Annotated in this window: 14 protein-coding genes, 1 tRNA gene and 2 rRNA genes; 1 reads left to right on the top strand and 16 read right to left on the bottom strand. The window is 50.0% G+C overall.

Translation table 11 applies throughout. The features are described from left to right. Window positions 1-2 precede the first annotated feature (2 nt). From WC052_01955 to WC052_01945, 3 genes are all read right to left on the bottom strand, one after another. The gene (locus WC052_01955; GenBank protein MFA7286406.1) at window positions 3-767 is read right to left on the bottom strand and encodes an NTP transferase domain-containing protein; all 765 of its coding nucleotides are present in this window, start codon (window positions 765-767) and stop codon (window positions 3-5) included. A 109-nt stretch (window positions 768-876) separates the two neighbouring features. Next, window positions 877-984, bottom strand: a 5S ribosomal RNA gene (gene rrf / locus WC052_01950). 97 nt (window positions 985-1081) lie between these two features. Further along, a 23S ribosomal RNA gene (locus WC052_01945) occupies window positions 1082-4222 on the bottom strand. Between the two features lie 492 nt (window positions 4223-4714). Here WC052_01945 and WC052_01940 point away from each other — a divergent pair. Further along, complete coding sequence (locus WC052_01940; protein ID MFA7286405.1) at window positions 4715-6364, top strand: hypothetical protein; 1650 nt, start codon at window positions 4715-4717, stop codon at window positions 6362-6364. On the opposite strand, the gene WC052_01935 is transcribed toward WC052_01940, so the two are convergent. The 13 genes from WC052_01935 to ileS all read right to left on the bottom strand — a co-directional run bounded on the left by WC052_01935 (window position 6312) and on the right by ileS (window position 24502). Next, window positions 6312-7802 (bottom strand): leucyl aminopeptidase, encoded by a 1491-nt coding sequence (locus WC052_01935; GenBank protein ID MFA7286404.1) that lies wholly within the window; start codon window positions 7800-7802, stop codon window positions 6312-6314. The two genes, WC052_01940 and WC052_01935, sit on opposite strands and share 53 nt — an antisense overlap. Window positions 7803-7828: 26 nt before the next feature. After that, on the bottom strand, window positions 7829-8062 hold the full coding sequence (locus WC052_01930) for a glutaredoxin family protein (protein ID MFA7286403.1): 234 nt from the start codon (window positions 8060-8062) through the stop codon (window positions 7829-7831). A 1-nt stretch (window position 8063) separates the two neighbouring features. After that, window positions 8064-8849, bottom strand: coding sequence for a response regulator (locus WC052_01925; protein ID MFA7286402.1), 786 nt, complete (start codon window positions 8847-8849; stop codon window positions 8064-8066). Window positions 8850-8884: 35 nt separating this feature from the next. Continuing rightward, window positions 8885-12607, bottom strand: coding sequence for a DNA-directed RNA polymerase subunit beta' (gene rpoC, locus WC052_01920; GenBank protein MFA7286401.1), 3723 nt, complete (start codon window positions 12605-12607; stop codon window positions 8885-8887). Between the two features lie 11 nt (window positions 12608-12618). Further along, window positions 12619-15975, bottom strand: a complete 3357-nt coding sequence (locus WC052_01915) for a DNA-directed RNA polymerase subunit beta (protein ID MFA7286400.1) — start codon at window positions 15973-15975, stop codon at window positions 12619-12621. A gap of 174 nt (window positions 15976-16149) precedes the next feature. After that, window positions 16150-16743 (bottom strand): PH domain-containing protein, encoded by a 594-nt coding sequence (locus WC052_01910; GenBank protein MFA7286399.1) that lies wholly within the window; start codon window positions 16741-16743, stop codon window positions 16150-16152. A gap of 54 nt (window positions 16744-16797) precedes the next feature. After that, complete coding sequence (gene murE / locus WC052_01905) at window positions 16798-18069, bottom strand: UDP-N-acetylmuramyl-tripeptide synthetase (GenBank protein ID MFA7286398.1); 1272 nt, start codon at window positions 18067-18069, stop codon at window positions 16798-16800. Window positions 18070-18228: 159 nt separating this feature from the next. After that, window positions 18229-18582 (bottom strand): VOC family protein, encoded by a 354-nt coding sequence (locus WC052_01900; GenBank protein ID MFA7286397.1) that lies wholly within the window; start codon window positions 18580-18582, stop codon window positions 18229-18231. 41 nt (window positions 18583-18623) lie between these two features. After that, window positions 18624-18695, bottom strand: a tRNA-Arg gene (locus WC052_01895). Window positions 18696-18821: 126 nt separating this feature from the next. Next, window positions 18822-19874 carry a peptidoglycan bridge formation glycyltransferase FemA/FemB family protein gene (locus WC052_01890; protein MFA7286396.1) on the bottom strand — a complete coding sequence of 351 codons (1053 nt, stop codon included), beginning with the start codon at window positions 19872-19874 and terminating at the stop codon, window positions 18822-18824. A 2-nt stretch (window positions 19875-19876) separates the two neighbouring features. Further along, on the bottom strand, window positions 19877-20464 hold the full coding sequence (ruvA, locus tag WC052_01885) for a Holliday junction branch migration protein RuvA (protein MFA7286395.1): 588 nt from the start codon (window positions 20462-20464) through the stop codon (window positions 19877-19879). 2 nt (window positions 20465-20466) lie between these two features. Next, window positions 20467-21582 (bottom strand): Xaa-Pro peptidase family protein, encoded by a 1116-nt coding sequence (locus tag WC052_01880; protein ID MFA7286394.1) that lies wholly within the window; start codon window positions 21580-21582, stop codon window positions 20467-20469. Beyond that, on the bottom strand, window positions 21563-24502 hold the full coding sequence (gene ileS, locus WC052_01875; GenBank protein MFA7286393.1) for an isoleucine--tRNA ligase: 2940 nt from the start codon (window positions 24500-24502) through the stop codon (window positions 21563-21565). The genes WC052_01880 and ileS overlap by 20 nt, the downstream gene beginning before the upstream one ends. Between the last annotated feature and the right edge of the window lie 36 nt (window positions 24503-24538).

Genomic DNA, 24538 nt, shown 5'->3' with positions numbered 1-24538 from the left:
CGCTACTGCCTCGCCAACCGATCAGCAAGCAATACTTCACCTTGTGTATTGACGCCGACCCCGTGGCGCCAATCTTTAAGTACCAGTGGCACAACTCGCTCACCATCAGCAACAGCGAGTGCCATGAGATCCGTTAAATAATATTCACGCTGTACATTTTTACGCTGTAATTTCGGTAGTGTGCGCCAAAGCCATGCCGCATTGAAACAATACTGACCGCAATTTACTTCGCGGATTCGTCGCTCTCCAGCTGTTGCATCCTTATACTCAATGCAGCGACGAACGAAACGACCAGTTGTATCACGTTCAATTCTCCCCCACTTCGAAAAAATACGCTGGACACCCCTATAGTTAGGAACAAGCGCTGTGGCGAGCGCCATGGCTGCCCCCGTCCGTAGTTGCATAGCCGACAACTTACGCAGCACAGCTGCAGTGAGAAAAGGACTATCACCATTAGCCACGATGACCTGATTAACCTTTCCTTTCAAAAGCGGCATCGCTGTAGCAACGGCGTGCCCTGTGCCAAGCTGCTTTGATTGCCCAGCATAGAGTGCCCGGCTACCAACGGCTTTTTCAACTTGTGCACGCTTATATCCAACGACCACGACAGGCTTCATTCCAAACGCGCCTTCTTCGATCGCCCCTACGGCGCGTAGAATCATAGGCTGCCCGGCAACAGGCACAAGCACTTTTGGGATAGACAAACCCATACGGCTACCTTTACCAGCAGCCAAAAGAACAACGCCAATTTTTTTCTGTTGCTTCATATGTTTTAGCTATACTAGCAGAGAAACCAATGTTTGGCAGGTTACCGGGCGCGCCCGAAGACAACGAAAACAGCAACCGAGTGGTTGCTGTTTTTTGTGGGCTGCACTGTCCTGGCGCTGACCTACTTTCCCCTGAAAGAGTATCATCGGCGCTGGTGAGCTTAACGGCTGTGTTCGAAATGGGAACAGGTGTGGCCTCACCGCTAGAAGCACCAGGACACTGCAGCCCACGGCTGGAGTGAAAACACAATGCAAGCACGCGTCTGTCTGACGCATCAAAAAAATTACAGTCATGCTGGATGTGGACGCACATCAGCACCGAGGCATCGGCCGATTAGTACGCCTCCGCTTCATCCCTTACGGGACTTCTACGTAGCGCCTATCAACCCAATAATCTCTTGGGGGCCTCAAACGAAACCTAATCTTGGAGACGGCTTCACGCTTATATGCTTTCAGCGTTTATCCTAACCGAACTTGGCTACCCAGCACTGCCCTTGGCAGAACAACTGGTACACCAGAGGTTCGTCCTTCCCGGTCCTCTCGTACTAAGGAAGGGCCTCCGCAAGTTTCCGCGCCCGTGGCGGATAGGAGACCGAACTGTCTCACGACGTTCTGAACCCAGCTCGCGTGCCGCTTTAATTGGCGAACAGCCAAACCCTTGGGAGCTTCTCCACCCCCAGGATGCGACGAGCCGACATCGAGGTGCCGAACCAGGCCGTCGCTGTGGACGCTTGGGCCTGACTAGCCTGTTATCCCCGGAGTAGCTTTTATCCGTTGAGCTTCGACCATCCTACATTGGATCGTCGGATCACTAAGTTCCGCTTTCGCGACTGCTTCTCTTGTAGGAGTTGCAGTAAAGCTGGCTTCTGGCTTTGCCCTATCGTCCCGATTTCCATCCGGGACTAGCCAACCTTTGTAAACGCCTCCGTTACATTTTAGGAGGCAACCGCCCCAGTTAAACTACCTGCCAGCTACTGTTCCCCGCACCGGATAACGGTGCAGGGTTAGGGTTACGAATACAAAAGGGTGGTATCTCACTGGTGCCTTGCGGCTCCCACCTATGCTGAACAGTTGTATCCCTAACTCAATAGCAAGCTGTAGTAAAGCTTCACGGGGTCTTTTCGTCCAGCCACGGGTCAGGGGCATCTTCACCCCTCTCGCAATTTCACCGAGTCCCTCGTTAAGACAGTTCTCAAGTCGTTATGCCATTCGTGCAGGTCGGAACTTACCCGACAAGGAATTTCGCTACCTTAGGACGATTATAGTTATCGCCGGCGTTCGTCAGCGCTTCGGTTCAAGGCTGCCGGCCCGAAGGCCATGACCAATCCCCTTAACGTTCTGACACTGGCCAGGCATCAGCCCCTATACATAAGCTTTCGCTTTCGCAGGGACCTGTGTTTTTGGTAAACAGTCGCTTGAGATCATTCGCTGCGCCCCGACAAAGTCGGGGAGGCCTTATCCCGAAGTTACGGCCGCTTTTTTGCCGAGTTCCTGAACGAGGGTTCTCTCGTACACCTGAGGCTACTCGCCTCGCGCACCTGTGTCGGTTTACGGTACGGTTCACTCCTACCACGTCTCACTTTACGCAAGACGAGATACGTTGCTTTTCTAGGCTCCTTCGCTACTCCCATTGGCTCTGCCTTGCGGCTTCGCCTGCGCCTTGCGGCACGCCTATAGCCAAAAAACGTGGGGACTTAAAAGAAGCGCACAACGCTCTACGTAGGAGCAAGTGCAGTAATATTAAACTGCTCATCCATCGGTTACGCCGTACGGCCTCACCTTAGGACCGACTCACCCTGGGTCGAGTGTCGTTGCCCAGGAAACCTTACGCTTACGGTGGTCACGGTTCTCACGTGACTTTTTGCTACTCATGCCAACATTCTCACTCCTGACCGCTCCAGGATCCCTCACGGGTCTCCCTTCGACGCAGATCAGGACGCTCCTCTACCACCTTCACTAAAAGTGAAGATCCGGAACTTCGGTACTGGATTTGAGCCCCGATAAATTTTCGGCGCAAGATAATTTGACCAGTGAGCTGTTACGCTTTCTTTAAAGGATGGCTGCTTCTAAGCCAACCTCCTGGTTGTTTCAATCATCTCACTTCCTTTGACACTTAATCCCACGCTAACCCGAAGGCTTCGCGTGTCCCGTACCCGCAGGTACGAGAAGATTTCGGGACCTTAGTTGCCGGTCTAGGGCTGTTTCCCTTTTGACTGATGGAGCTTAGCCCCCATAGTCTGACTACCACAGTATAACGATCCCAGTATTCGGAGTTTGGTTGAAGAACGTAGGATTGCTCCACCGTTCCTCATTCAGTGCTCTACCCCTGGGTGCCACTGTGGCGCTAGCCCAATAGCTATTTCGAGGAGAACCAGCTATCGCCGAGTTCGATTGGAATTTCTCCGCTAACCACAGCTCATCCCCGCGTGTTGTACGGCGCGTGGGTTCGGACCTCCCCTCGTCTTTCGACGAGGTTCATCCTGGCCATGGCTAGGTCACCCGGCTTCGGGTCGTATTGCTACCGCTTGTTCACACTACAGTCCTCGGTTACCACTCGACCGAAGTCAAGGATAACCAAAAACTATAGAGTGAAAATCGCGCTATTAACGCTCGCTTTCACTATGCCTCCGCCCTACGTGGGCTTAGACGAGCGATAGGCAACACACTCGTTGGCTCATTCTTCAATAGGCACGCCGTCACCCACCCGAAGGTGAGCTCCGACTCTCTGTAAGTAGATGGTTTCAGATACTATTTCATCCCCCTCACCGGGGTACTTTTCACCTTTCCCTCACGGTACTTGTTCACTATCGATCACTAGAAGTATTTAGCCTTGGATCGTAGTCGACCCAGATTCCCACAAGATTTCTCGAGTCTCGTGGTACTCAAAATAAAAACCGCAAAGCAATACCTTCTTTCGAGTACGGGACTTTCACCCTCTCTGGTGGCCCTTTCCAGGGACCTTCTCCTAGATGGTATTCAGCCGTAGCTGCTCACTCTGCCCAGCGCGGTCAGGCGCGCTGACGTAATCATTTTACAACCCCTCAATTGGCATTGGCCCTGAAGCCGTTACACGATTGCCCTTATCTCTTGCGAGTTAGGTACGCACATACAGCCATCTGAGGTTTGGGCTTCTCCCCGTTCGCTCGCCGCTACTAGGAGAATTTTCCTTCGCGAAAGTTGCCCGTGCGAACTTGCGTTCGCCGCCTGCAACTCTCGTGGAGGACATTATTTTCTTTTCCACCGGGTACTAAGATGTTTCAGTTCCCCGGGTACACTTCGTACGCCTATGTATTCAGCGCACGATAATCCCGCATTACCAGGATTGGGTTGCCCCATTCGGATATCTCCGGATCAAAGGTTGCTCACCACCTCCCCGAAGCGTTTCGCCGGTTGCCGCGTCCTTCATCGTCTTCTAGTGTCAAGGCATCCGCCATCTACCCTTTCGTGCCTCGATGCTGATATTCATCAGCATCCAGTAAAACTGCAATTAATCTATGTGAAGATGCGTCTTCATCCGTGTGCTTGCATTGGACTATGAAATTTTCAAGTTGCTATCCGTTCCACCCGCTGCAGCGACCGCGACGCGCAAGGCGTCGACGAGTCGCTGCACCAGGAACAACGAGCGGTGAGATTTAAAAAAAGAAGGGACAAAAAAACCGCCGAAGGGCGGTTGAGACACCTGCAACGCCGGTAATGTCTCTAGCCGTCCGTTTGGAGAGAAGTTATTAGGCGATGTTGCATAGAGAGGCGTTAGTTAATATCCACAGTTAACTTGGCTAATTATACCGAATGTTTCCGGCCTGTCAAGGGTTTTCAGGGTGTAAGCTGATGGATTCAAAAGACCCTTCAAAATACCCCGAAAGCCTTGACTAAACACCCTTTTTTTGCCAGGATACAGCAAATAATCACGAGGAAAATACCACGCTCCTTTGAGGGAGCGATTTACTATGGATATTCCTGATGACACTGAGGCATTTGGACGCGACCAAAACGCCGACGCAGTACAAAAAATTCTTAAAGCCGTACACAGACTCCGTCAAGCCATATGGCAGCGGCGCCCGATTCTTGGTGAAATAATGGATCGCCACGGGGCTAAGACACTCTATGAATATGCCCGCGATTTTCTTGACGTGAACCCTGCCCCACGTCTCGATGAACGCAAAGAAGAACTCATTGCCGTTGTCGAAAAACTCGTCGCTGAACGAATCAATCCTAGCGTTGGCAAACGTGTCGCTTTGCAATTAAGAAGTAAGGCGCTCATTTCAACGATCGATCATCACGGACCAATCGACCACCCTTTCTTCGTTAACGCTAATCTCATCTCCAGTCTCCCTGTGATGGATACGGACGACCCTGACTTATGTGCGGCGGTCGTTTTTTCATTTGCCAGTGTCTCTGTAAATAATGCCTCAGCCTATCCTCGAGGCATCTTGCTCAATGGCAAACGAGCCGGGCAGCACGAACTCATTCGCATACCTATACTCCCAGATCGCTTAAAAATGAGTGTTGTCTACGACTTAGAACCATTTACGGCTGCTGACATCGATCGGGCATGTGCGAGACTCGACGCGCTGGCACGCGGTGGCGCACTAACCATTCCTCGTGCAACGGCGGCGAAAAAAATATTAGGAGAAATCTTTGCAAACCCAGACGTACTAAACGCACCGGACTTCTCCACGCAAATAACAAAAATTAACTTTGCACTTTGGCCAAAACTATTCGGATCCCAACCGCTGGATCTCATCTATATTGATATTGAATCAATTGTTGCAACCCTCCTTCAAGAGGTTCACCTCATCAATGCAGACTCCCTCCTCTACCGCATGCTCTTTGACGACCGGGTTCGCGAAGAAGCGACGAACTGTTTTGACGGAATACCGGGCGCATTCTCTCAGGCGAAGGGTACCGGCACTTGCTTCTTCTGGGGAATTGACGAGAAACATCGTCGGGTAAGTTTACAGATTGCAAACGGTTCACTTACGTTGCCAAATGGATTGCCGATCGTACCATGGAACCCCGAAGCTATTCGAACTGCTCTCAAGGCAAAAAAAATTTTTCCGAGCATGCTTACCTGTTACATCATGGTGTCTTTATACTACGGCATGAAATGTCTTGGTGGTTTCTGCCAAGTCCACGATTTAACGCTAACGAAAAGAGCCTGGCAATCATTGCTAACATTTATGGCTGAGCACGAGGAAGCGGCGGCGGTTGCTGTTGTGCAAACAAAAGAATTAGGTGGTGATGGATTAGTTCTCGCCTACCTGGAAAATGACGATGCTTCACTTACGCCGGCAACCGGTATTGATCTGGCGATTGACGAAAATGCAGCACCTCATGAACACTACGCTGCCATAGCTCGTTCTGTTACGGTAGATGAACTGATGGGTTCCTTATTGCCAGAAATGTATACCGTACTCTATGCGGCGCACGAACGAGAAGCTGATCTAACAGAGCTATCGCCAACGAAAATTCTTCAGGCTCGAAAAGTTGAGCAAAAAATAAAAGCGGCGCTTCGCCGCTCGTCAAGCGTGCAAGTAGTTCCAGTTACCGCAACGTCGCCAGCAAAGCCTCCAGCGTCCGTACCCCAAAACCAGTAGCACCTAGTGGCACCGAGGGTTGCGTTTCGCGCTCCGCCCAAGCTGGTCCAGCAATATCAAGGTGCACCCATGGTGTTTTTTCAACAAACTCTTGCAAGAACAAAGCAGCTACGATAGCTCCACCCCATCTGTCTCCTGTATTTCTATAATCGGCTACTTTACTCTTCAAAAGCTCTTTATACCGACCAGGAAGCGGCAATTGCCATAGCGGCTCACCAACTTCCTTGCTAGCCGCCATTACCATTTTGGTGAACGCGCTCGTATTGCCAAACATCCCCGCAATCTCTTCACCCAGCGCCACGACGCACGCACCGGTTAATGTTGCGAGGTCTACAATGTAATCTGCTTTTTCTCGTACCGCATAACCAAGCGCATCACACAAAATGAGGCGACCTTCAGCATCAGTGTTCAAAATTTCTACCGTTTTACCCGATAAGGTCATGGCAACATCACCCGGTTTCGCGGCTTTGCCTGAAGGCATATTTTCAACAGCTGGGATTATGCCGTGCACTTCACACCGTGGTGCCAACTCATCAATACGAGAGAATAATCCTAGCACCGCCGCCGCACCGGCCATATCGATTTTCATATTTTCCATGTACCCCCACGGCTTAACATGCAACCCACCAGAATCAAACGTAACACCCTTACCAACAAAGAATACTTTTTTTAATTTGCCTGACCGCTTTGGCGTATATGTTAGGTGTATAAATTGCGGTGCCTCATCTGAGCCTTTTGCCACAGCGAGGAAAGCCCCCATGTTGAGTTTCTTTGCGGCAGCAGCATCCAGAACACGAACGGTAACTTGCGATTTTTTCTTGCTCGCAATCTCACGAGCAACGGCCGCCAAATGCTGCGGCGTCATATCGCTGGCAGGAGTGTTAACAAGGTCTCGGGCATAACACGTCATCGCAGCACTGCGCTGGCCACTAATAATGCCCGCCGTAGCCTGGCGCTTCTGAGCATCAGATCCAACAAGTACCGCCACCGTAGTAATGAGTCGCTTCTCTACTTCAACTTTTGTTTCCTTACCATGGTACCGATCGAACTTATAGGTTCCGAGAAGTACCCCTTCAGTAATAGCAGCAGCGCTTCGTTCAATAGCGCGACTACCGCCAAACGGCTCCACTGCGAACGCAATTCGCTTCGCTCGTTCTTGGCCAGTGCGCTTCGCCGTACTGGCTGCTAACTCTCTAAGTACACTAGCATCCCAATTACGACGCTGACCAAGTCCCAAAAGTAACACCGTGTGTGAGGGAATCCCGTGCGAAGGAATCAAAATGCTTTCGCCTTTCTTCCCAGAAAAATCATATCGCTTTATAGCAGCAGTGATTCGACCAGCCAAAATTCGGTCAATATCACGCACCGCACCAACTAATTTTTTTTCTTTTTCAAAGGAGCCAACAACCACTACATCCGTCTCGTATTGGGTTGCCATTCCTCGAATGGCCAATATTTCCATACTTACGAAAGCCCCAGTAATCGGGTAAGTTCTGTTTCTTTGAATCCCACGACAATTTCACTGTCAACGACAATAACTGGTACGGCCATGACTCCGGATTTTTCTATCATCTCTTGCTGCGCGGCGTGATCACTCGTTACATCTTTCTCTGTAAATGCTACGTTGTGCGCTACAAAAAAAGCTTTCGCCAACTTGCAATACGGGCACGTGCTCGTCGTGTAAATAGTAACCTGCATATTAACCAATCTGCAGAGTGCTACGAACTTTCTCAACAATATCGCCTGGTGTAAAGTGCGCCTTCACCAAATAACCAACGGCACCAAGCTTCAAACCCTTATCAACATCATCGCGTTGACCAAGGTTCGTGAGTAGAATTACCGGAATACCAGCCATGGCAGGCGATTGCTTCAGTCGTTCGAGGATTGTAAAGCCATCAATACCGGGAAGAATAATGTCTAGCAAGATAAGATCGGGCATGGTTTTCTCGGCAACAGCCAGCGCTGCTTCTCCTTCGATAGCAGTTTCAACAATGAATCCTTCGGCTTTCAATTTACGTTCTAATAAATCACGTAAAAATTGATCGTCTTCAACAATAAGAATGCGTCGCGCAGTGGCTGTCGGCACAACGGCTGCCTGAGCAACCACTGGTGGCTCGCCGAGCACGACTCGTACTTTTTCAACGACTTCTTCTGGATCAAATTCTGCCTTTACGAGGTAATCTCGGGCCCCAAGTTTTACCGCTCGATCAATCTCAACTGGTTGACCGGAGTTCGAGATAATAATGATTGGCAATTTCGGTATGATGCCGTCGCTATGCAGTTTCTCAAGCACAGCAAAACCATCAAGTTTTGGCATGAGAATATCCAGCAAAACCACGTCTGGCGAAGTTTCGGTGATGGCCCGCAGCCCCTCTTCCCCATCTCTTGCCTTGGTAACGATGTACCCGTACCCTACAAGCTTTCGTTCCAAAGCCTGTAGCAGTGTTTCGTTATCTTCAACGATGAGTACTTTTTTGCCTTCCATAGTAGCTGAACTATATCACGGCAAAACGGGGGACGCTACTCTGCAGCCGGAAGTGCCGGTGCTGGTGCTACTGCCATGTGTTTATCTCGGAAACCAGTCCCTGCCGGAATGAGGCGACCAATCAAGACATTTTCTTTTAGACCCTCAAGTCTATCCACGCGCCCAGACGTTGCGGCGTTAATGAGCACCCGAGCGGTTTCTTGGAAGGACGCCGCGGCGAGGAAACTCTTCGTTGATAGTGCCGCCTTTGTCATACCCAACAAAAGTTCATCGTACTCAACCAAATCTTTTGAACTGCCGGCGTTCGCATCCATCACCTGCGCACGCTCAACGATTTCTCCAGGGAGTAAGTCAGAGTCGCCGGCGTTTGTAACATACACTCGTGAGAAGAGCTGCCGACAAATGACTTCCACGTGCTTATCGTTTAGCTTCTGACCCTGGGAAGAGTAGATGTACTGAATCTCTCGAATAATGTAGCGCTGCGTTTCAAGACGCCCACGCAAGCGGAAAAGTTGCTGCAAATCATTACTGCCATCCGTCAGTTGCTCACCGACAGTCACGGTAGCGCCGTCATTAACAAGCAACCGATACCCTGGCGGAATAATAATCTCCCGAATGTTTTCACCAATCTCTGGGTCAGCGTCAGGAACGGGTTCATTGCTCACAATGCGGAGCAACCGCTGACCACGAGGTGCATCCGGATTCGCTTCGCGGCTCGGGGTGGTTATTGAGACAACACCAGCCACATCAGCCAAGAAGGTTTTACGCTTTGGTGGTCGCACTTCAAACAGTTCTTCCACTCGTGGCAAACCTTGCGTGATGTCCTGACCAGCCACTCCCCCAGTGTGGAACGTACGCATAGTAAGCTGTGTACCAGGTTCACCAATAGACTCAGCCGCGATGATGCCGACAGCCGTACCAAGCGAAACTGGACGGTTGTACCCAAGGTCCAATCCGTAGCACTTAACACAGACGCCACGACCCATTTTGCACGTCATGATACTGGCAATTCGTACTGAATCTACCTTCGCTTCAATCAACTCAGCCAATACATCGGAGCCAATCAGTTCACCTTCTTTGACGATAACCTTTCGAGTCCCTGGCTTCATTACCCGTTCCAGCACAACTCGACCAGCCACCTTTTCCTCTAACGTCTGCCCGGTACTGGCGGCTTCTTCTCGAGTAATAACCAAGCCCTCTTGGTCTCCACAATCAGTGCTCTGGACAATGACGTCTTGTGCCACGTCGACCAACCGACGAGTCAAATATCCGGCGTTAGCGGTACGAAGCGCAGTATCAGAAAGTCCTTTACGGGCACCGTGGGTTGAAATGAAGTACTCAAGTACGTCAAACCCGTCTTTGAAGTTACCCGTAACTGGCAGTTCGATAATATCCCCAGATGGGTTGGTCACAAGCCCCTTCATACCAACAATCTGTGTAAGCTGCCCCCACGACCCACGGGCACCGGACTCAACCATAGTGTAAACCGAGCTACCCTTTGGCAGAATATTTTTCGAGAGCGCTACGACCTTATCTTTGGCGCTGGTCCACAATTGCACCACCTGACTGTGACGCTCGTCATTCGTTAACAATCCATCGGCATACTGCTGCTGCACTTCATCAACTTCTTTGTGGGCCGCCTCAATAATTTCTGGCTTTTCAGGAAGTGAAGGAATATCCCCCATACTCCACGAGAGTCCAGACTTCGTCAGATAAGCAAACCCAAGATCCTTCAAGTCATCAAGTAGTTGCGCGGCTCTGTCTACTTCTTCAAGTTCAATCACTTTCTTGACGACATTTCCGAGCGTGCGCTTATCCATGACTTCGTTCATAAAGCCAACACTCTCTGGCATCACCTCATTGAAGAGCAATCGTCCAACTGAGGTAACAACGATTTCACCGGACAATAAGCGGACCGTTAGCATCTGACGAAGCCCAACAACCTTAAGGTCATGCGCGGTAATTGCTTCGGTCGGGCTACCAAACAGTCGTTTATTGGCGGTTGCTTCATCTTCGTCCACAGTGGTGAGGTAGTGGAGACCCCACACAATATCTTGGTTCGGGCTGGCCACTGGTTCGCCATGTGCTGGCTTCAAAAGGTTCTTAGACGAGAGCATTAATTCAGCTGCTTCACGTCGAGCCTCTGTTGTCAGTGGTACGTGTACCGCCATTTGGTCACCATCAAAGTCTGCGTTAAACGCCGGACAAACGAGGGGGTGCAATTGAATAGCTTTCCCTTCAACCAGGATTGGACGGAAGGCTTGAATACCAAGACGGTGCAAGGTTGGCGCGCGGTTCAATAGAACGAATGCATCGGCCACAATCTCGTCTAGTATGTCCCACACTTCTGGTCGAGCACTTTCAATGTATCGGTTCGCCGAACGCACGTTATGCACCAATTCACGACTGATAAGCTTGCTAATAACAAATGGTCGGAACAATTCAAGCGCCATTCGCTTTGGCAACCCACACTGATGCATCTTTAATGTTGGACCAACCACAATAACGGAACGACCAGAGTAGTCGATACGTTTACCGAGCAAGTTCTGGCGGAATCGACCCTGCTTCCCTTTCAGCATGTCGGCCAATGACTTCAAGCTTCGCTTCTGCCCCGTGGCAGCCATGACTGTCTTACCGTGACGAGCAGAGTTATCAATCAACGCATCAACCGCTTCTTGAAGCATACGCTTCTCGTTCCGCGTAATAACTTCCGGCGCGTTCAACTCAACCAGCTGCTTCAAACGGTTGTTACGGTTAATAACTCGACGATACAAATCGTTCAAGTCAGAAGTTGCAAAACGACCACCATCAAGCGGCACCATTGGCCGAAGATCCGGAGGTATAACGGGAAGAGCGGTAATAATCATCCACTCTGGTCGCAAATGATTCTGCATAAAACTCTTTAAGAGCTTCATTCGGCGAGTCAACTTCTCGGCCCGTGCACCACCAGCCTCTTCCATCTCTTCTTCCATCGTTTCACGAAGCGCTGGCAAGTCGATTTCAGAAAGTAATTTGTACACCGCTTCGGCACCAATGCCAGCCGTAAAGACATGACCATACTTAAGGGAAAGGTCGTGGTACGTGCTCTCGGAAATAATGCGCATCGGCTTCAAATCTCGAAGTTCACGCTCTGCGAGAGCAAATACTTCCTCAAGTTCAGCCAATCGTTCATCGCGAACCTTCGCAATAGCTGTTCTCTTTTCGCTCGTCCCGTCACCCTGCGCGTCTTTTACCTCGTGCTGATAGTCAGCTTCAATAGACCGACGCTTCGCCTGGTACTCCTGCTTCACCTGCTCGATAGTTGCCTCACGCAATCCTTCATCAACCTCGGTAATAATGAAGTTGGCAAAGTAAATGACTTTTTCCAAATTCTGCATGGAAAGGTCAAGCATAAGACCAATTTTTGATGGCACGCCACGCAGAAACCAAATGTGTGAAACTGGCGCTTTGAGTTCAATGTGACCCATCCGTTCACGTCGAACAACGGCTCTCGTTACCTCAACACCACACTTATCACAGACAATGCCCTTGTACCGAATCTTCTTGTACTTGCCGCAGTAACATTCCCAGTCTTTTGAAGGACCGAAAATTCGTTCCGAAAAGAGACCTTCCTTTTCTGGCTTTTGCGTTCGGTAGTTTACCGTCTCTGGCTTTGTGACCTCACCGTGCGACCAGCGTCGCACCGCTTCTGGTGAAGCCAGCTTCAATCGAATGGCGGCAAAGTCGGAAGCGGTTCCTTGTGTTGGTTCTGTATACATAGTGGTAGCGGTTAAGCGGCGACAACTGGTTCCTCGGACGACTCCCGTATGACATTGTCTTCGTCGTCTAGCAACTCAACATCAAGACAAAGTCCTTTCAGTTCACGAACCAACACATTAAAGGATTCTGGCACATTCATCTTTTGGATTGGCTCACCCTTAATGATAGCTTCGTACGCCTTGGAACGTCCGGGCACGTCATCTGACTTAATGGTCAAGATTTCCTGCAAGGTATGAGCGGCTCCATACCCTTCGAGCGCCCACACTTCCATTTCACCAAATCGCTGACCACCAAACTGCGCCTTACCACCCAGCGGCTGTTGCGTAATAAGCGAGTATGGACCGATAGACCGCTGATGAATCTTGTCGTCCACCATGTGGTTCAATTTCAACATATAAATGGTACCAACCGTTACCCGATGCGCGAACGGTTCACCGGTACGGCCGTTATATAGCACTGCCTTACCATCACGGGCGAGGCCGGCTCGTTCTAACTCATTTTGAATTGTTTCGCCCGTCACCCCATCTAACGCCGGTGTGGCTACGTGATAGCCGAGTCGTTCAGCCGCAATACCAAGGTGCGTCTCAAGAATTTGACCGAGGTTCATACGAGAAACCACACCGAGTGGTGAAAGAATGATGTCGACTGGTGTTCCGTCCTCAAGGAACGGCAAATCTTCAACTGGCACAACTCGCGACACCACACCCTTGTTGCCGTGTCGACCAGCCATTTTGTCACCCACCTGAATCTTTCGTAGGTTTGCCACCTTCACCTGAATGCTCTTAATAACGCCAGCCGGCAAACGGTCGCCTGCGTCACGTGAGAAAACTTTAACATCCACGACTTTACCGTGCTCACCATGTTCAAGGTATAGTGATGTGTCACGGACATCTTTTGCTTTCTCACCGAAAATGGCGCGCAGCAATTTCTCTTCAGCAGAAAGTTCAGTTTCTCCTTTGGGTGTAATTTTACCAACCAAGATGTCCCCCGAAGAAACTTGCGCACCGATGCGGACAACACCTTCTTCGTCGAGATCTTTCAGCTTCTCTTCACCAATGTTTGGAATGTCAGACGTAATAACTTCTGGACCAAGCTTCGTTTCACGAACGTCTACCGTGTAATCCTCAATATGAATTGACGAATAAACGTCGTCACGAACTAGGCGCTCTGAAATAATAATAGCGTCCTCATAGTTATAGCCTTCCCAACACATGAAGGCGACTGTGACGTTACGACCCAATGCCAATTCACCACCCTCAGTCGACGGACCATCGGCCAGCACCTCGCCAGCCTTCACTTTCTCACCCAGTGAAACAATGGGACGTTGATTTAAACAGGTCGAAGCGTTAGAACGAACAAATTTCGTAAGTTCATAGACGTACCGCTTGCCGCTCTTGGCGAGGAGCACTATGTGGCGTCCGTCGATTTCAACAATTTCACCCTCTTCGTCAGCAATAACAACGTGGCCAGAATCGCGGGCGGCTCGAGCTTCAACACCAGTACCGACAATCGGGGCGGCTGGATTGACCAAAGAAACTGCCTGCCGTTGCATGTTCGTACCCATGAGTGCCCGAATGGCGTCATCGTGTTCAAGGAAAGGAATGAGCGATGTGCCGATACTGACGATTTGGTTCGGCGCAACGTCCATGTAATCAATCGTTTCAACTGGTTCGACTGACGGCTCGCCATGGCGACGTACTTCGGCTTTTTCCTCAACAAAATAGCCATCTTCCGTAATGGGGGTCGTGGCCGCTGTTGTCGTGTGTCGCTGGTTCGTAAAGGCATCGAGGTACACAATCTCGCCCGTAATGCGTGGCTTCAACGCCACTGTTTCTACCTCACTAACAGCTGCAATATCTTTCGCTAGTGCTGCCGTTACTGTGGTGCCAGCTTTGGCAATAACTTTTCCGGTTTTGGGATGAACAACATCAAGCCGCACTATTTCGCCCGTCGTTTCTTTTGCGTCATTGTCCACATCGTGCTTCACACGAACGAAAGGTGTTTCAATAAATCCGTACTCATTCACCCGTGCGTAACTTGCCAAGTGTCCAACCAGACCAATGTTCGGTCCTTCTGGTGTGGCAATTGGACAGAGCCGACCGTAGTGCGTTGGGTGCACATCACGCACTTCAAATCCTGCCCGCTCACGAGACAAACCACCCGGGCCCATAGCAGACACGCGGCGCTTGTGCTCCAACTCAGCCAGGGCGTTCGTTTGATCCATGAACTGCGACAGCTGCGAACTCATGAAAAATTCTTTCAAGGCACCAATAACTGGCCGTGCATTGATAAGCTTATTTGGCGTCAGTTCGTTAATGTCCAATGTCGACATACGGTCGCGAATGATGCGCTCCATACGAGCGACACCAACACGGAACCGGTTTTGAATCAGCTCACCCACTGCCCGTACGCGGCGATTCCCCAAGTGGTCAATGTCGTCTGCTTCTTCTTGTGTCGCATTCAACCGCATAATCTCGTTCACAATCATAACGAGGTCTTCTTTGCGAAGAACGCGGTGCGCTTTGTCGTTCGGAACATCAATTCCAAAACGCATGTTCAATTTATGACGACCGACACGACCAAAGTCGTAGCGATCAAACCGGAAGAACATCGATTGAATGAGTGTCCGAGCGTTCTCGGTGGTAGCGAGGTCCCCTGGTCGAATCCGCTTATACACTTCAATCACCCCTTCATCTTCGTTTGTGGCAATATCTTTTGCTAACGTCGCTTCAAGATATGGCTGTACGAGCTCATCTTGGAACAGCGCTCTGATTTGATCATCCGTGCCATAGCCAAAAGACCGTAACAAAGAGGTTACGGCTACTTTTCGCTTTCTATCAATCTTCACCCAGGCCACACCGGCGGCGTCTGTTTCCATTTCCAACCATGCCCCACGGTTTGGAATGACCTTCGCCCCATACAACCGACGACCACGGACAAATTCTGAAGTAAAAAATACACCCGCCGACCGAATCATCTGTGAAACGACCACCCGTTCAATGCCGTTCACCACGAACGTCCCTCGTGGTGTCATAACTGGAAAATCACCCAAATAAATTTCTTGCTCTTTCACTTCCGACGTCCGTCGGTTCGTGAGCTTCGCTTTCACACGAAGCGGCGCTTCAAAGGTAACGTTCTTTTCGCGGCTCGTAATTTCATCGAACTTCGCTTCATCGAGATAATAATCGGTGAAGGCAAGTTCTAAATCACGACCAGTGAAGTCCTGGATAGGACTTACTTCATCGAACAGTTCGCGTAACCCCTCGCGCAAGAACCAATCGTACGATTGTTTCTGAATGGCCGTGAGATCAGGAAGGGGGGTAGCCTCACGAATGACGCCGAAACGTTTGCGTGGTGGGTGTGCCATGGGACGCTGGCAGTTAAAAAATAAGTAAGCGGGCAGGTGGAAACAAAAAACCCCCTCCCGAGAACGGGAAGAGTGCACTACCTATTACTATGAAGCACCACGGTGTAACAAAAATCGCAAAAAAACATGCCCGAAAGACGGGTTGAAAGTGTGAGCACCGTACCAGACTGTTTTTCAGCTGTCAAGTCCAGAATTTGGCCTGTCTGGAGCTCCGCCACGAGACTTTTCCACTTTCTCCAGAAGTAGGTTCCGTACCGCTTCCCCATTCTGCCGGCTTAGTCCATCAATATGCGTTTCAGTGTGAGAAATTTCCGATGCCGTTGCGACGTATAAATCGTACAGATTTAAAATGTGATCCAATGGGTCTTGGTCAAAGTATATGTCATGAATGCGGTTATACGGAACGCTCACTTCGCGACGGATGAGGACACCTTTTCGAACCCGAAGAAAATGTTCGTCAAGGTCATAAAAATAGGTCCAAATATACAGCCACTGATAGATGATGATAAGAAACAGCATGCAAAAAAATACAGCGGCAAAAGGCGAGAGTAGCAAAAGGTAGTTTGGTGCTACCGACTGTGGTGTTGCAGCTATGATGAGCGCAAAGATAGCAGCAACGATAAACAAGGTACCGAAGATTGAACGCCACATACGATGTGCTTCCTTCCCTACACCCATCTCAAGCGTCAATAGTTTCTTCCAAATCTTTCGAAATTGGAGCGGATAAACACGGCTGGTTGGTACTCGTTTCCTTTTAAAAAGAGGCATGCGATGAAATTATGAATTATTTAACGGCAGATCTCAGATAAGACTACGTATAGTTTATGCCCGATAACCAAGCTTGCCCAGTTCCTCACTAGCCACCACGCGATCGTCCCATTGTAATCGGACACCATTCGCCACTGCCATAGTTTGTTCGGCACCACGACCAGATATGAGCACGAGGTCCCCTGGCGCAGCTAACGCAAAGGCCCGGGCAATAGCGGCGCGACGATCTACTATTTTCTCAAGCACCACGCTGCGGCCTTGTTGCTGCACTTTCACTGCACCAGCCAATAATTCGTCAGCGAGCACGGCCGGGTCGTCGTCATAGGGGTCATCAGTTGTGCTAATCACGACATCTGCGTGCGCAGCAGCAACTTCGCCCATAACAGGACGCCGCCAACGATCCCGACCACCACCAGTCGGCCCGATTATTTGCAGTACCCGCTTATGAGACAGAACGGCAAGATGTCGATAGAGTGCTCGCATAGACGTTGGCTCGTGTGTGTAGTCAATCATAACCAGAAAGGGCTGACCACACTGAATAAACTCTTGCCTGCCGGGAACTGGTTTTAAAGCCGCAATGCCTGTGACAATACTTGGCCAGCTAAAACCGAATGCCAGACAGACAAGCGCTGCCGCTGCAACGTTTTCTACATTGAAACCAAAAAGAAATGGCGACTGCGCCATCTGGCCACCGAGTAAAATGGTTGCGCCTTTTGCGTCGAGCGACATTGTCCGATACGACAACCGATGCTCGTCTGTTAGCTCTTGCCCATTCCCTACCCCAAAAGACCAGAAGGTACCTGCAGCAAGCTCCCGATAGAATGAAAATTCTTTATCGTCGGCATTGAGAACCGTATGCTGCGAAATTGTTCTGCCATTAATCTTCTTCGGACGACTGCGGTGTAGATGTTGAAACAATTTCCCTTTCGCTGCTCGATACGCTTCATAAGAACCGTGCGATTCTAGATGCTCTGGAAACAAGTTCGTCAGTAGCACACAGTCGTAATGTATGCCGCTATGACGATACTGAGCGATACCTTCAGATGAAGTTTCTATGACTGCATACGTGCAACCAGCCCGGTGCATATCACGCAACATACGCTGCAGAGCAAATCGGCCAGGCATGGTCATGCCCGTTTGCGACAACCACTCTGTTGGACCAACCTTCATTGTGGCAGTCGACGTCAGGCCGACAACCTGGCCAGCTGATTCTAATAACTGAGCAATTATGTTTGCCGTGGTTGATTTCCCTTTGGTGCCGGTAACCCCAATGACAATGAGTTTTTCAGAGGGCCACCCATACCACCCTGCTGCAAACAAGGCCATACCGTGATGGTAGCCTTGAAATACAGCACGAGGCAGCCAGCGACGAGCAAGAGATTTTATGCGGTGTAGTAGCATGAAATTGCTAAATTATATTCCTAGACAAGGGTACCAAAAAACAAAAGAACTGGCGTTAGCCAGCGGTTTTGAAGAACAAAAAATTTACTTTGTCTGCTTTTGAACAAACTGAACTTTATTCTCGTCGAGGTCTAAAATGCTGAAGTTCTTACCCCAATCTTCAAGCACAAGTTCTTTGTGTATGATTATTTTTTTCTGCTTCAAACTGTCATACAACTCTTCAATACCTTGTTCTAAAGAAATAAATACTGTTTGCGCTCCCGGAATTTCTCTTGTTTCTATTTTTTTCTTAATACCTAAACGTGCGTTATTGGGAAAAATAAAAGAAACGTACTTGTCCGCCTGTTGCTGTTCAATAGTAAAATCCAAAACGTCTCGATAAAATCGAGTGGCTTTCTCAATATCCTCAGTGTAAAACACGGCGCTGTCTAAATTCATATACAGCTAAGTATACCGGAAACACATTGTTAGCATATCTCTGCTCCCAGAGGGAATCGAACCCCCATCTTAGGTTCCGGAAACCCACGTTCTATCCGTTGAACTATGGGAGCAAGGGTATGCTACAAATGTGCATTGTCCGCCAAGGGCGGATCCGCCTTTGGCGGAAACTACGAGGGCAAAAGAAAGGTGCGGGGTATTTTATTGTCCGCCGGAGGCGGAAACTATGGAAACAAAAACTACTTCCTTCTGAGCCGCCGACGAATATCTCGTGACGTGGCGTACATCCTATACCAAAAACGTTGGTGGACCAAATCAACGGCTTGCGGATAATGAACTCGTTCACCGGTTTTCCCAATCGTTGCGAATCCTTCCTTGAAACGAGTTAGGTTCGCCCACGCGTGCGCTTCAGCGCCTTCCGGGCTAACCCCACCAAAATTGTAGCGAGCATACCCTGAACGCTTCGCATGACGAATACCCTCCCAGTGCAGTAAGTACGGTGCCATGAGTGACCGGTGTTCGTAACTAGAAGCACCGTGGAGATAGGTAACCGTGTCACCAAACAGTCCCAGAATATTCGCTACGATAATCTGGTTGTCATACTCCGCCACATACAATTTTACTTCTCCACGCGGCAAAAGTATGTCAATCATGCGACGATAGTACAGTGTGTCATGCGGGCGAATTCCCTGCCGCTTAGCTGTCTGCTGCAAAAGCTTCACAAAGAATGGGAAAACACGATGTGCGTAACTCAAGTCTTCAATGAGTCGCCCATGAACACCGCGCCGCTCGGCAAGGTGAATATTGTATCGTGTCTTCTCTTGCATTGCAGCCAGTAAGCCATCTTCGTCTGTCGTTGTTAGCACATGAAGTTCATCGGCGGGCTGAACTGATTTCGTAGGCACAAGATTTGCTGTTGCGGACAACGAGACGTCCACCCACGGTTGTCCATGTGCCTCCAGCCGAGAAAAAACTGCCTGCTGCTCTTTAGCCGCCAAACTAATGCCTCGAACGCAGTGGTGCATAATACTTTCCGCCGTGCTCTCGTCGTCAGCCAACATGTGCGGACCACGCGGCGCGTAGAGATATTGCTTTCCAAGTGGCAGCGGCTGCGATACAAGCTGCAGGCCCGCCAACACAGTGTCGCCCTCAACAATCTGCAATCGTGTTACCTGATGCCCGAGGGTCTGTTGAAAAACGCCCCACCCCCACGACTGCGTGAGTTGGCTACAACGTGCGTGCTTCATCCAGTAGTCCCAAACGCCGGCATCATCTATCTTTCGTGTATCCATACTTACGACCGACTTGCTCCTAACTGCTTTAACGCTGCCTTCAATCGCTCAACAGAATCGGTCAAAGTCTTCGGAACGGCCTCGAGTGCGGCACGCGCATCGGCTAGGCGGTAACCGAGACGCTCCAGTGCTTCTAGTACTTCACCGTCACCAATGGCAAAACCTGCTGCGGTTGGTACTGCCCGCTCTTCAGCAGCAAACGTATCTTTCAATTCAAGCAGTAATCGTTCAGCGGTTTTACGACCAATGCCCGAAACTTTCGTTAACACTGCGATGTCACCGGTCACCACCGCATTCCGCAACTGTTCTGGCACGGTGGTCGACAATATACCGAGGGCACTCTTTGGACCGACGCCCGTTACCCCAATGAGGGTTACAAACATGGCCTGCTCTTCCGACCGTTCAAACCCATACAGCTCTAGCGCATCTTCTCGAACATACTGATGTGTATAAAGCGCGATTGTGTCATTAACTGCCACAGTCAAAATAGTGGCTTGCGTAGCGAATATTCTATACCCAATACCCTGCACAACAACGACGAGTGTCGTGCCAGTCTTACTAATAATTGTTCCTTCGACGTACGCAATCATATCTACAAGATACTCGCTTTTATTGTCTTCGGGGAGCGGCTCAATACGGTCACGCCACTACTTGTCACCGTGGCTAAGTCTTCAATCCGCACGCCGCCTTTATTAGTTTCATATATACCCGGCTCAACAGAAAAAACCATACCGTTTTTTAATATGTCACGACTACCAGTACTCAGTGTTGGCGCTTCATGAACTTCTAATCCAACGCCATGTCCAAGTGAATGACCAAAAGCCCCGGGATAGACTTCATCAATAATAACCCGAGCAATTGCGTCTGCCTTCGCGGCCAGACGCCCACCACGCCGAAGGTAGGTAAGCGCCGCTGTTTGCGCCTTGAGGCATGTTTCGTAGCGGTGACGCTGCGCCGTAGTTGGTTCCCCGAGATACACAGTCCGAGACATATCGGCATGGTACCCTACCAGCTTTACGCCGAGATCAATAATCACCTCCTGACCAAGCTGCAAACGTGCTGCTGTTGGCTCATGATGCGGCCGCGCTGCATGCTTTCCGGCTGCGACAATTGTCGGAAAGGCTAGTCCACCACCGGGAATGTCGTGTGCCAAGGTCTGAACATAATGAGCAACGCCAAGTTCGGTGGGAAGCTTCCGTTTCTTTTTTAACGTCCGAAGCCATAAAACCGTTTTTTTATAAACCGCATCAGTTGCCGCAATGGCTCGCTGCAACTTTTCCAATTCATAGTCGTCTTTGTATTTACGAAGTTGTTGCACAGCGTCACCAATACCTACAAGAGTCACACCCAGAAACGCACGCACCAACTGACGATGCGCTTCTACCGTCAGCGAGAAGTCTTCAATACCGAGTCTATGGGAACGGCCAGATAATTCTCCTCGAACAATTTTTGCGAGCGAACCAGTAATCTCTTCAACAAGTATGCACTCCGGTACTTCTTCTCGGGCGCGCTCCGTATAACGAAAGTCAGTATACAAAACAGCCTCATCGCGGGTCACGAGTACGGTCCCGGCTGTGCCAGAAAAATTTGTGAGGTAGTAACGGCTTAACTCGTCAGTAATCAAAATGCCATCAAGCTTGGCCTTGACCATTGTGCGCCGCAAGGCGCGTAGACGCAGCGCGCAGGCACTATCTGTGACCTGCCTCATGTACTTCGCACGACACTGCAATTGATTCGGTATTAACCTTAAGCGGGTGCTCCCCTTCGCCTGGCGCAATACTGGTAGCCAGGGTATCTCGCAGAATAGCCGAGACTTCTTCATGAAGCATGACACTAAGCGAAGCACTTTCTGTTTTGTACGTCAGAGAGATACCGTCGTTGATTGTAAGCCCGAGCTGTTTGCGGAGTGCGTTTACCTGCCGCACGAATTCTCGACGTAGTCCTTCACGCTCAAGCTCAGGAGTAAGATGCGTATCAAACGTAATGGTAACGCCCTGGTCGTCAGACAGAGATACAGACTGTGCAGATGCCGCAAAATTGTCTACGACAGCTTTTATGTTCAACTCTTCCAAAATGACGTCTCGCAAAACTTCCGGAACCGTTACGCCCGTGACAGACATAGCCGCCAGCGGCTGGCGAACCTTAATTTTCTCTTTCGCTCTGAGCGCATGACCAAGTTCGATTATCTGCCGCGCAACTTCAGTATCCGTAATGAGCGCTGGGTCGACTCGACTTGGCACTGCTTCTGGCCACGGTGCCAAGTGCACAGAATCAAAAGACTGCGTGTCCCAAGACTTCAGTCGCTGATGCAATGCCTCAGCAATAAACGGAGTGAACGGTGCCATTATCTTACTGGTCTCAGACAACACCGTGAACAAAGTCGACAAAGCGTCTTGCTTGTCCTTTTCGTCACTTCCTTTAAAGCGGTCGCGCGATCGCCGCACATACCAGGTAGAAAGATCGGTAATAAAAGGCTGCAAGGGCTTTACCGCCCGCCACAACTCATACGCCTCCATTCCATCAGTCACCTCCTGCTTCAATTGTTCCAGTCGCGCCAAAATCCAACGGTCTAACACATGCGTCGGTTTTTCAACTACAGCAATCGGTTGACCAATGGAAGCGTACAGGGCAAAAAAAGAATACACGTTCCATATCGGAAGTAGCGCCTTCCGCATAACCTCCCCGAGCTCTTGCTCGGAAAAATTAATCGGTTCGGCGCGCGTCACTGGAGAATCTAAAAGGTATAGTCGCAGCGCATCAGCTCCGTAGGTCGCAAGAATGGTATTTGAATCAGGCATGTTGCCCTTCGATTTCGACATCTTCGTGCCATCCCCAGCCATAACGAGCCCATTCACAATGACGTTTGTGAAAGCTGGTTTCTGAAACAGCGCTGCGGCGAGAACATGCAATGTATAAAACCAGCCGCGGGTTTGGTCTAACCCTTCAGCGATGAACTGCGCAGGAAATGACGCTTCAAATTGTTCTTTGTTTTCAAACGGATAATGTGCCTGACCATACGGCATCGTGCCCGAATCAAACCACACGTCGAGTACGTCTGGAACGCGCTTCATAGCGCCACCACACGAACACTTCCACGCTACGGCATCTATGCCTGGTCTATGGAGATCCGTCGGACGTACGCCTGAATGCGCTTCAATCTCATCAAGACTACCAAGCACCGTTTGCTCTGCGCACGCCCCGCACTTCCATAACGGCAAAGGAATTCCCCAATATCGTTTGCGTGAAACATTCCAGTCTGGTGCCGCAGCGATACCTTTGCCGAAACGGCCGTCTTTAATGTATTCGGGTACCCAACGAATCTGGCTGTTTGTTTCAGCCATTGCTTCCTTTAATTTTTCAACCGCAACAAACACAGAATCTTGCACCTTATAAATGAGCGGCTCTTTGCACCGCCAGCAAAAAGGGTAACTGTGCGTAATACTGTCCGACTTAAAGACAGCGCCGGCATTCGTGAGATCAACCACAATATCTGAATCTGCCTCCTTAACGTGCCGACCGGCATATGGCTTCACCTCTGGGAGATACCGGCCATCATCCCCAATCGTCAGAATAAGTGGCACGTCGTCGTTTTGATGCGCCAAGAAATCATTCTCGCCAAAGGCCGGTGCGATGTGAACGATACCAGTGCCGTCGTCGAGCGACACAAAATCTTGATGCAGTACTCGGTATGCCTTGTCAGTATTGTCGGGAGCAATAAATTGCTGAACAGGCGCATAACGCATACCGACTAACGCATCTCCCGCCACCTCGGCCAGCACCTCATACGGCTCATCCGCAAGCACTGATAGTCTATCCTTAGCAAGGATTACCACTCGGCCAGCCCATGGTGCTTTTTCTGTCTTCAAACGTGCCTTCACATACGTGGTTTTTGCGTTCACGGCCAAAGCAGTATTTGCTGAAAGGGTCCACGGCGTTGTTGTCCAAGCCAGTAAGTACGTATCAATTTCACCGTGCACCTTAAATCCCACATAGACCGACGGGTCAACCGCATCGTGATAATTTTCCCCGCCGCTTTCCATTTTAGAGAGTGGCGTCTCGCAACGCGTACAATACAGTGAACTTCTGTAGGCCTCGTAAACAAGCCCCTTGTCATATAGCTGTTTAAACACCCAAATACCCGACTCCATAAAGTCGAGATCCATCGTTTTGTAGTCATTATCAAAATCAACCCAGCGACCAATCCGTGTAACGACGCTCCGCCAAACGTCAACGTACTTTAAAACTGTCTCGCGGCACGCAGTGTTAAACTGCTCAATACCGATGGCTTCAATATCTTTTCGACTGTTTAATCCTAACGACTTCTCAACCATCACTTCAATTGGCAGACCATGACAATCCCAACCGAACCGCCGAGTCACGCGATACCCACGCATTGTTTTGTAGCGCGGCACTACATCTTTCTGCGTTTGCGCTAAGAGCGTGCCAATATGCGGCACACCAGTTGCATATGGTGGGCCGTCGTAAAAAACGAAGGGTTTGTCTTCTGGCCGCTCACGAACCGACCGGGCAAAAAGGTCTTCTTGCTGCCAAAAGGCAAGTGTCTCCTCTTCGAAAGCAGCAAGTGGATTCACTGGCTGTGGTTTTGAATTTTTTTGCTTGTCTTGCATAGGTCTCTGCCATAGTATCGTCGGAGTGTAGACTTG

The sequence above is a fragment of the Patescibacteria group bacterium genome (assembly GCA_041675205.1).
Taxonomy (GTDB): Bacteria; Patescibacteriota; Patescibacteriia; order GWA2-46-9; family GWA2-46-9; genus JBAYUF01.
The sequence above is the reverse complement of the archived record's forward strand: the minus strand, read 5'-3'. Positions and strand labels throughout refer to the sequence as shown.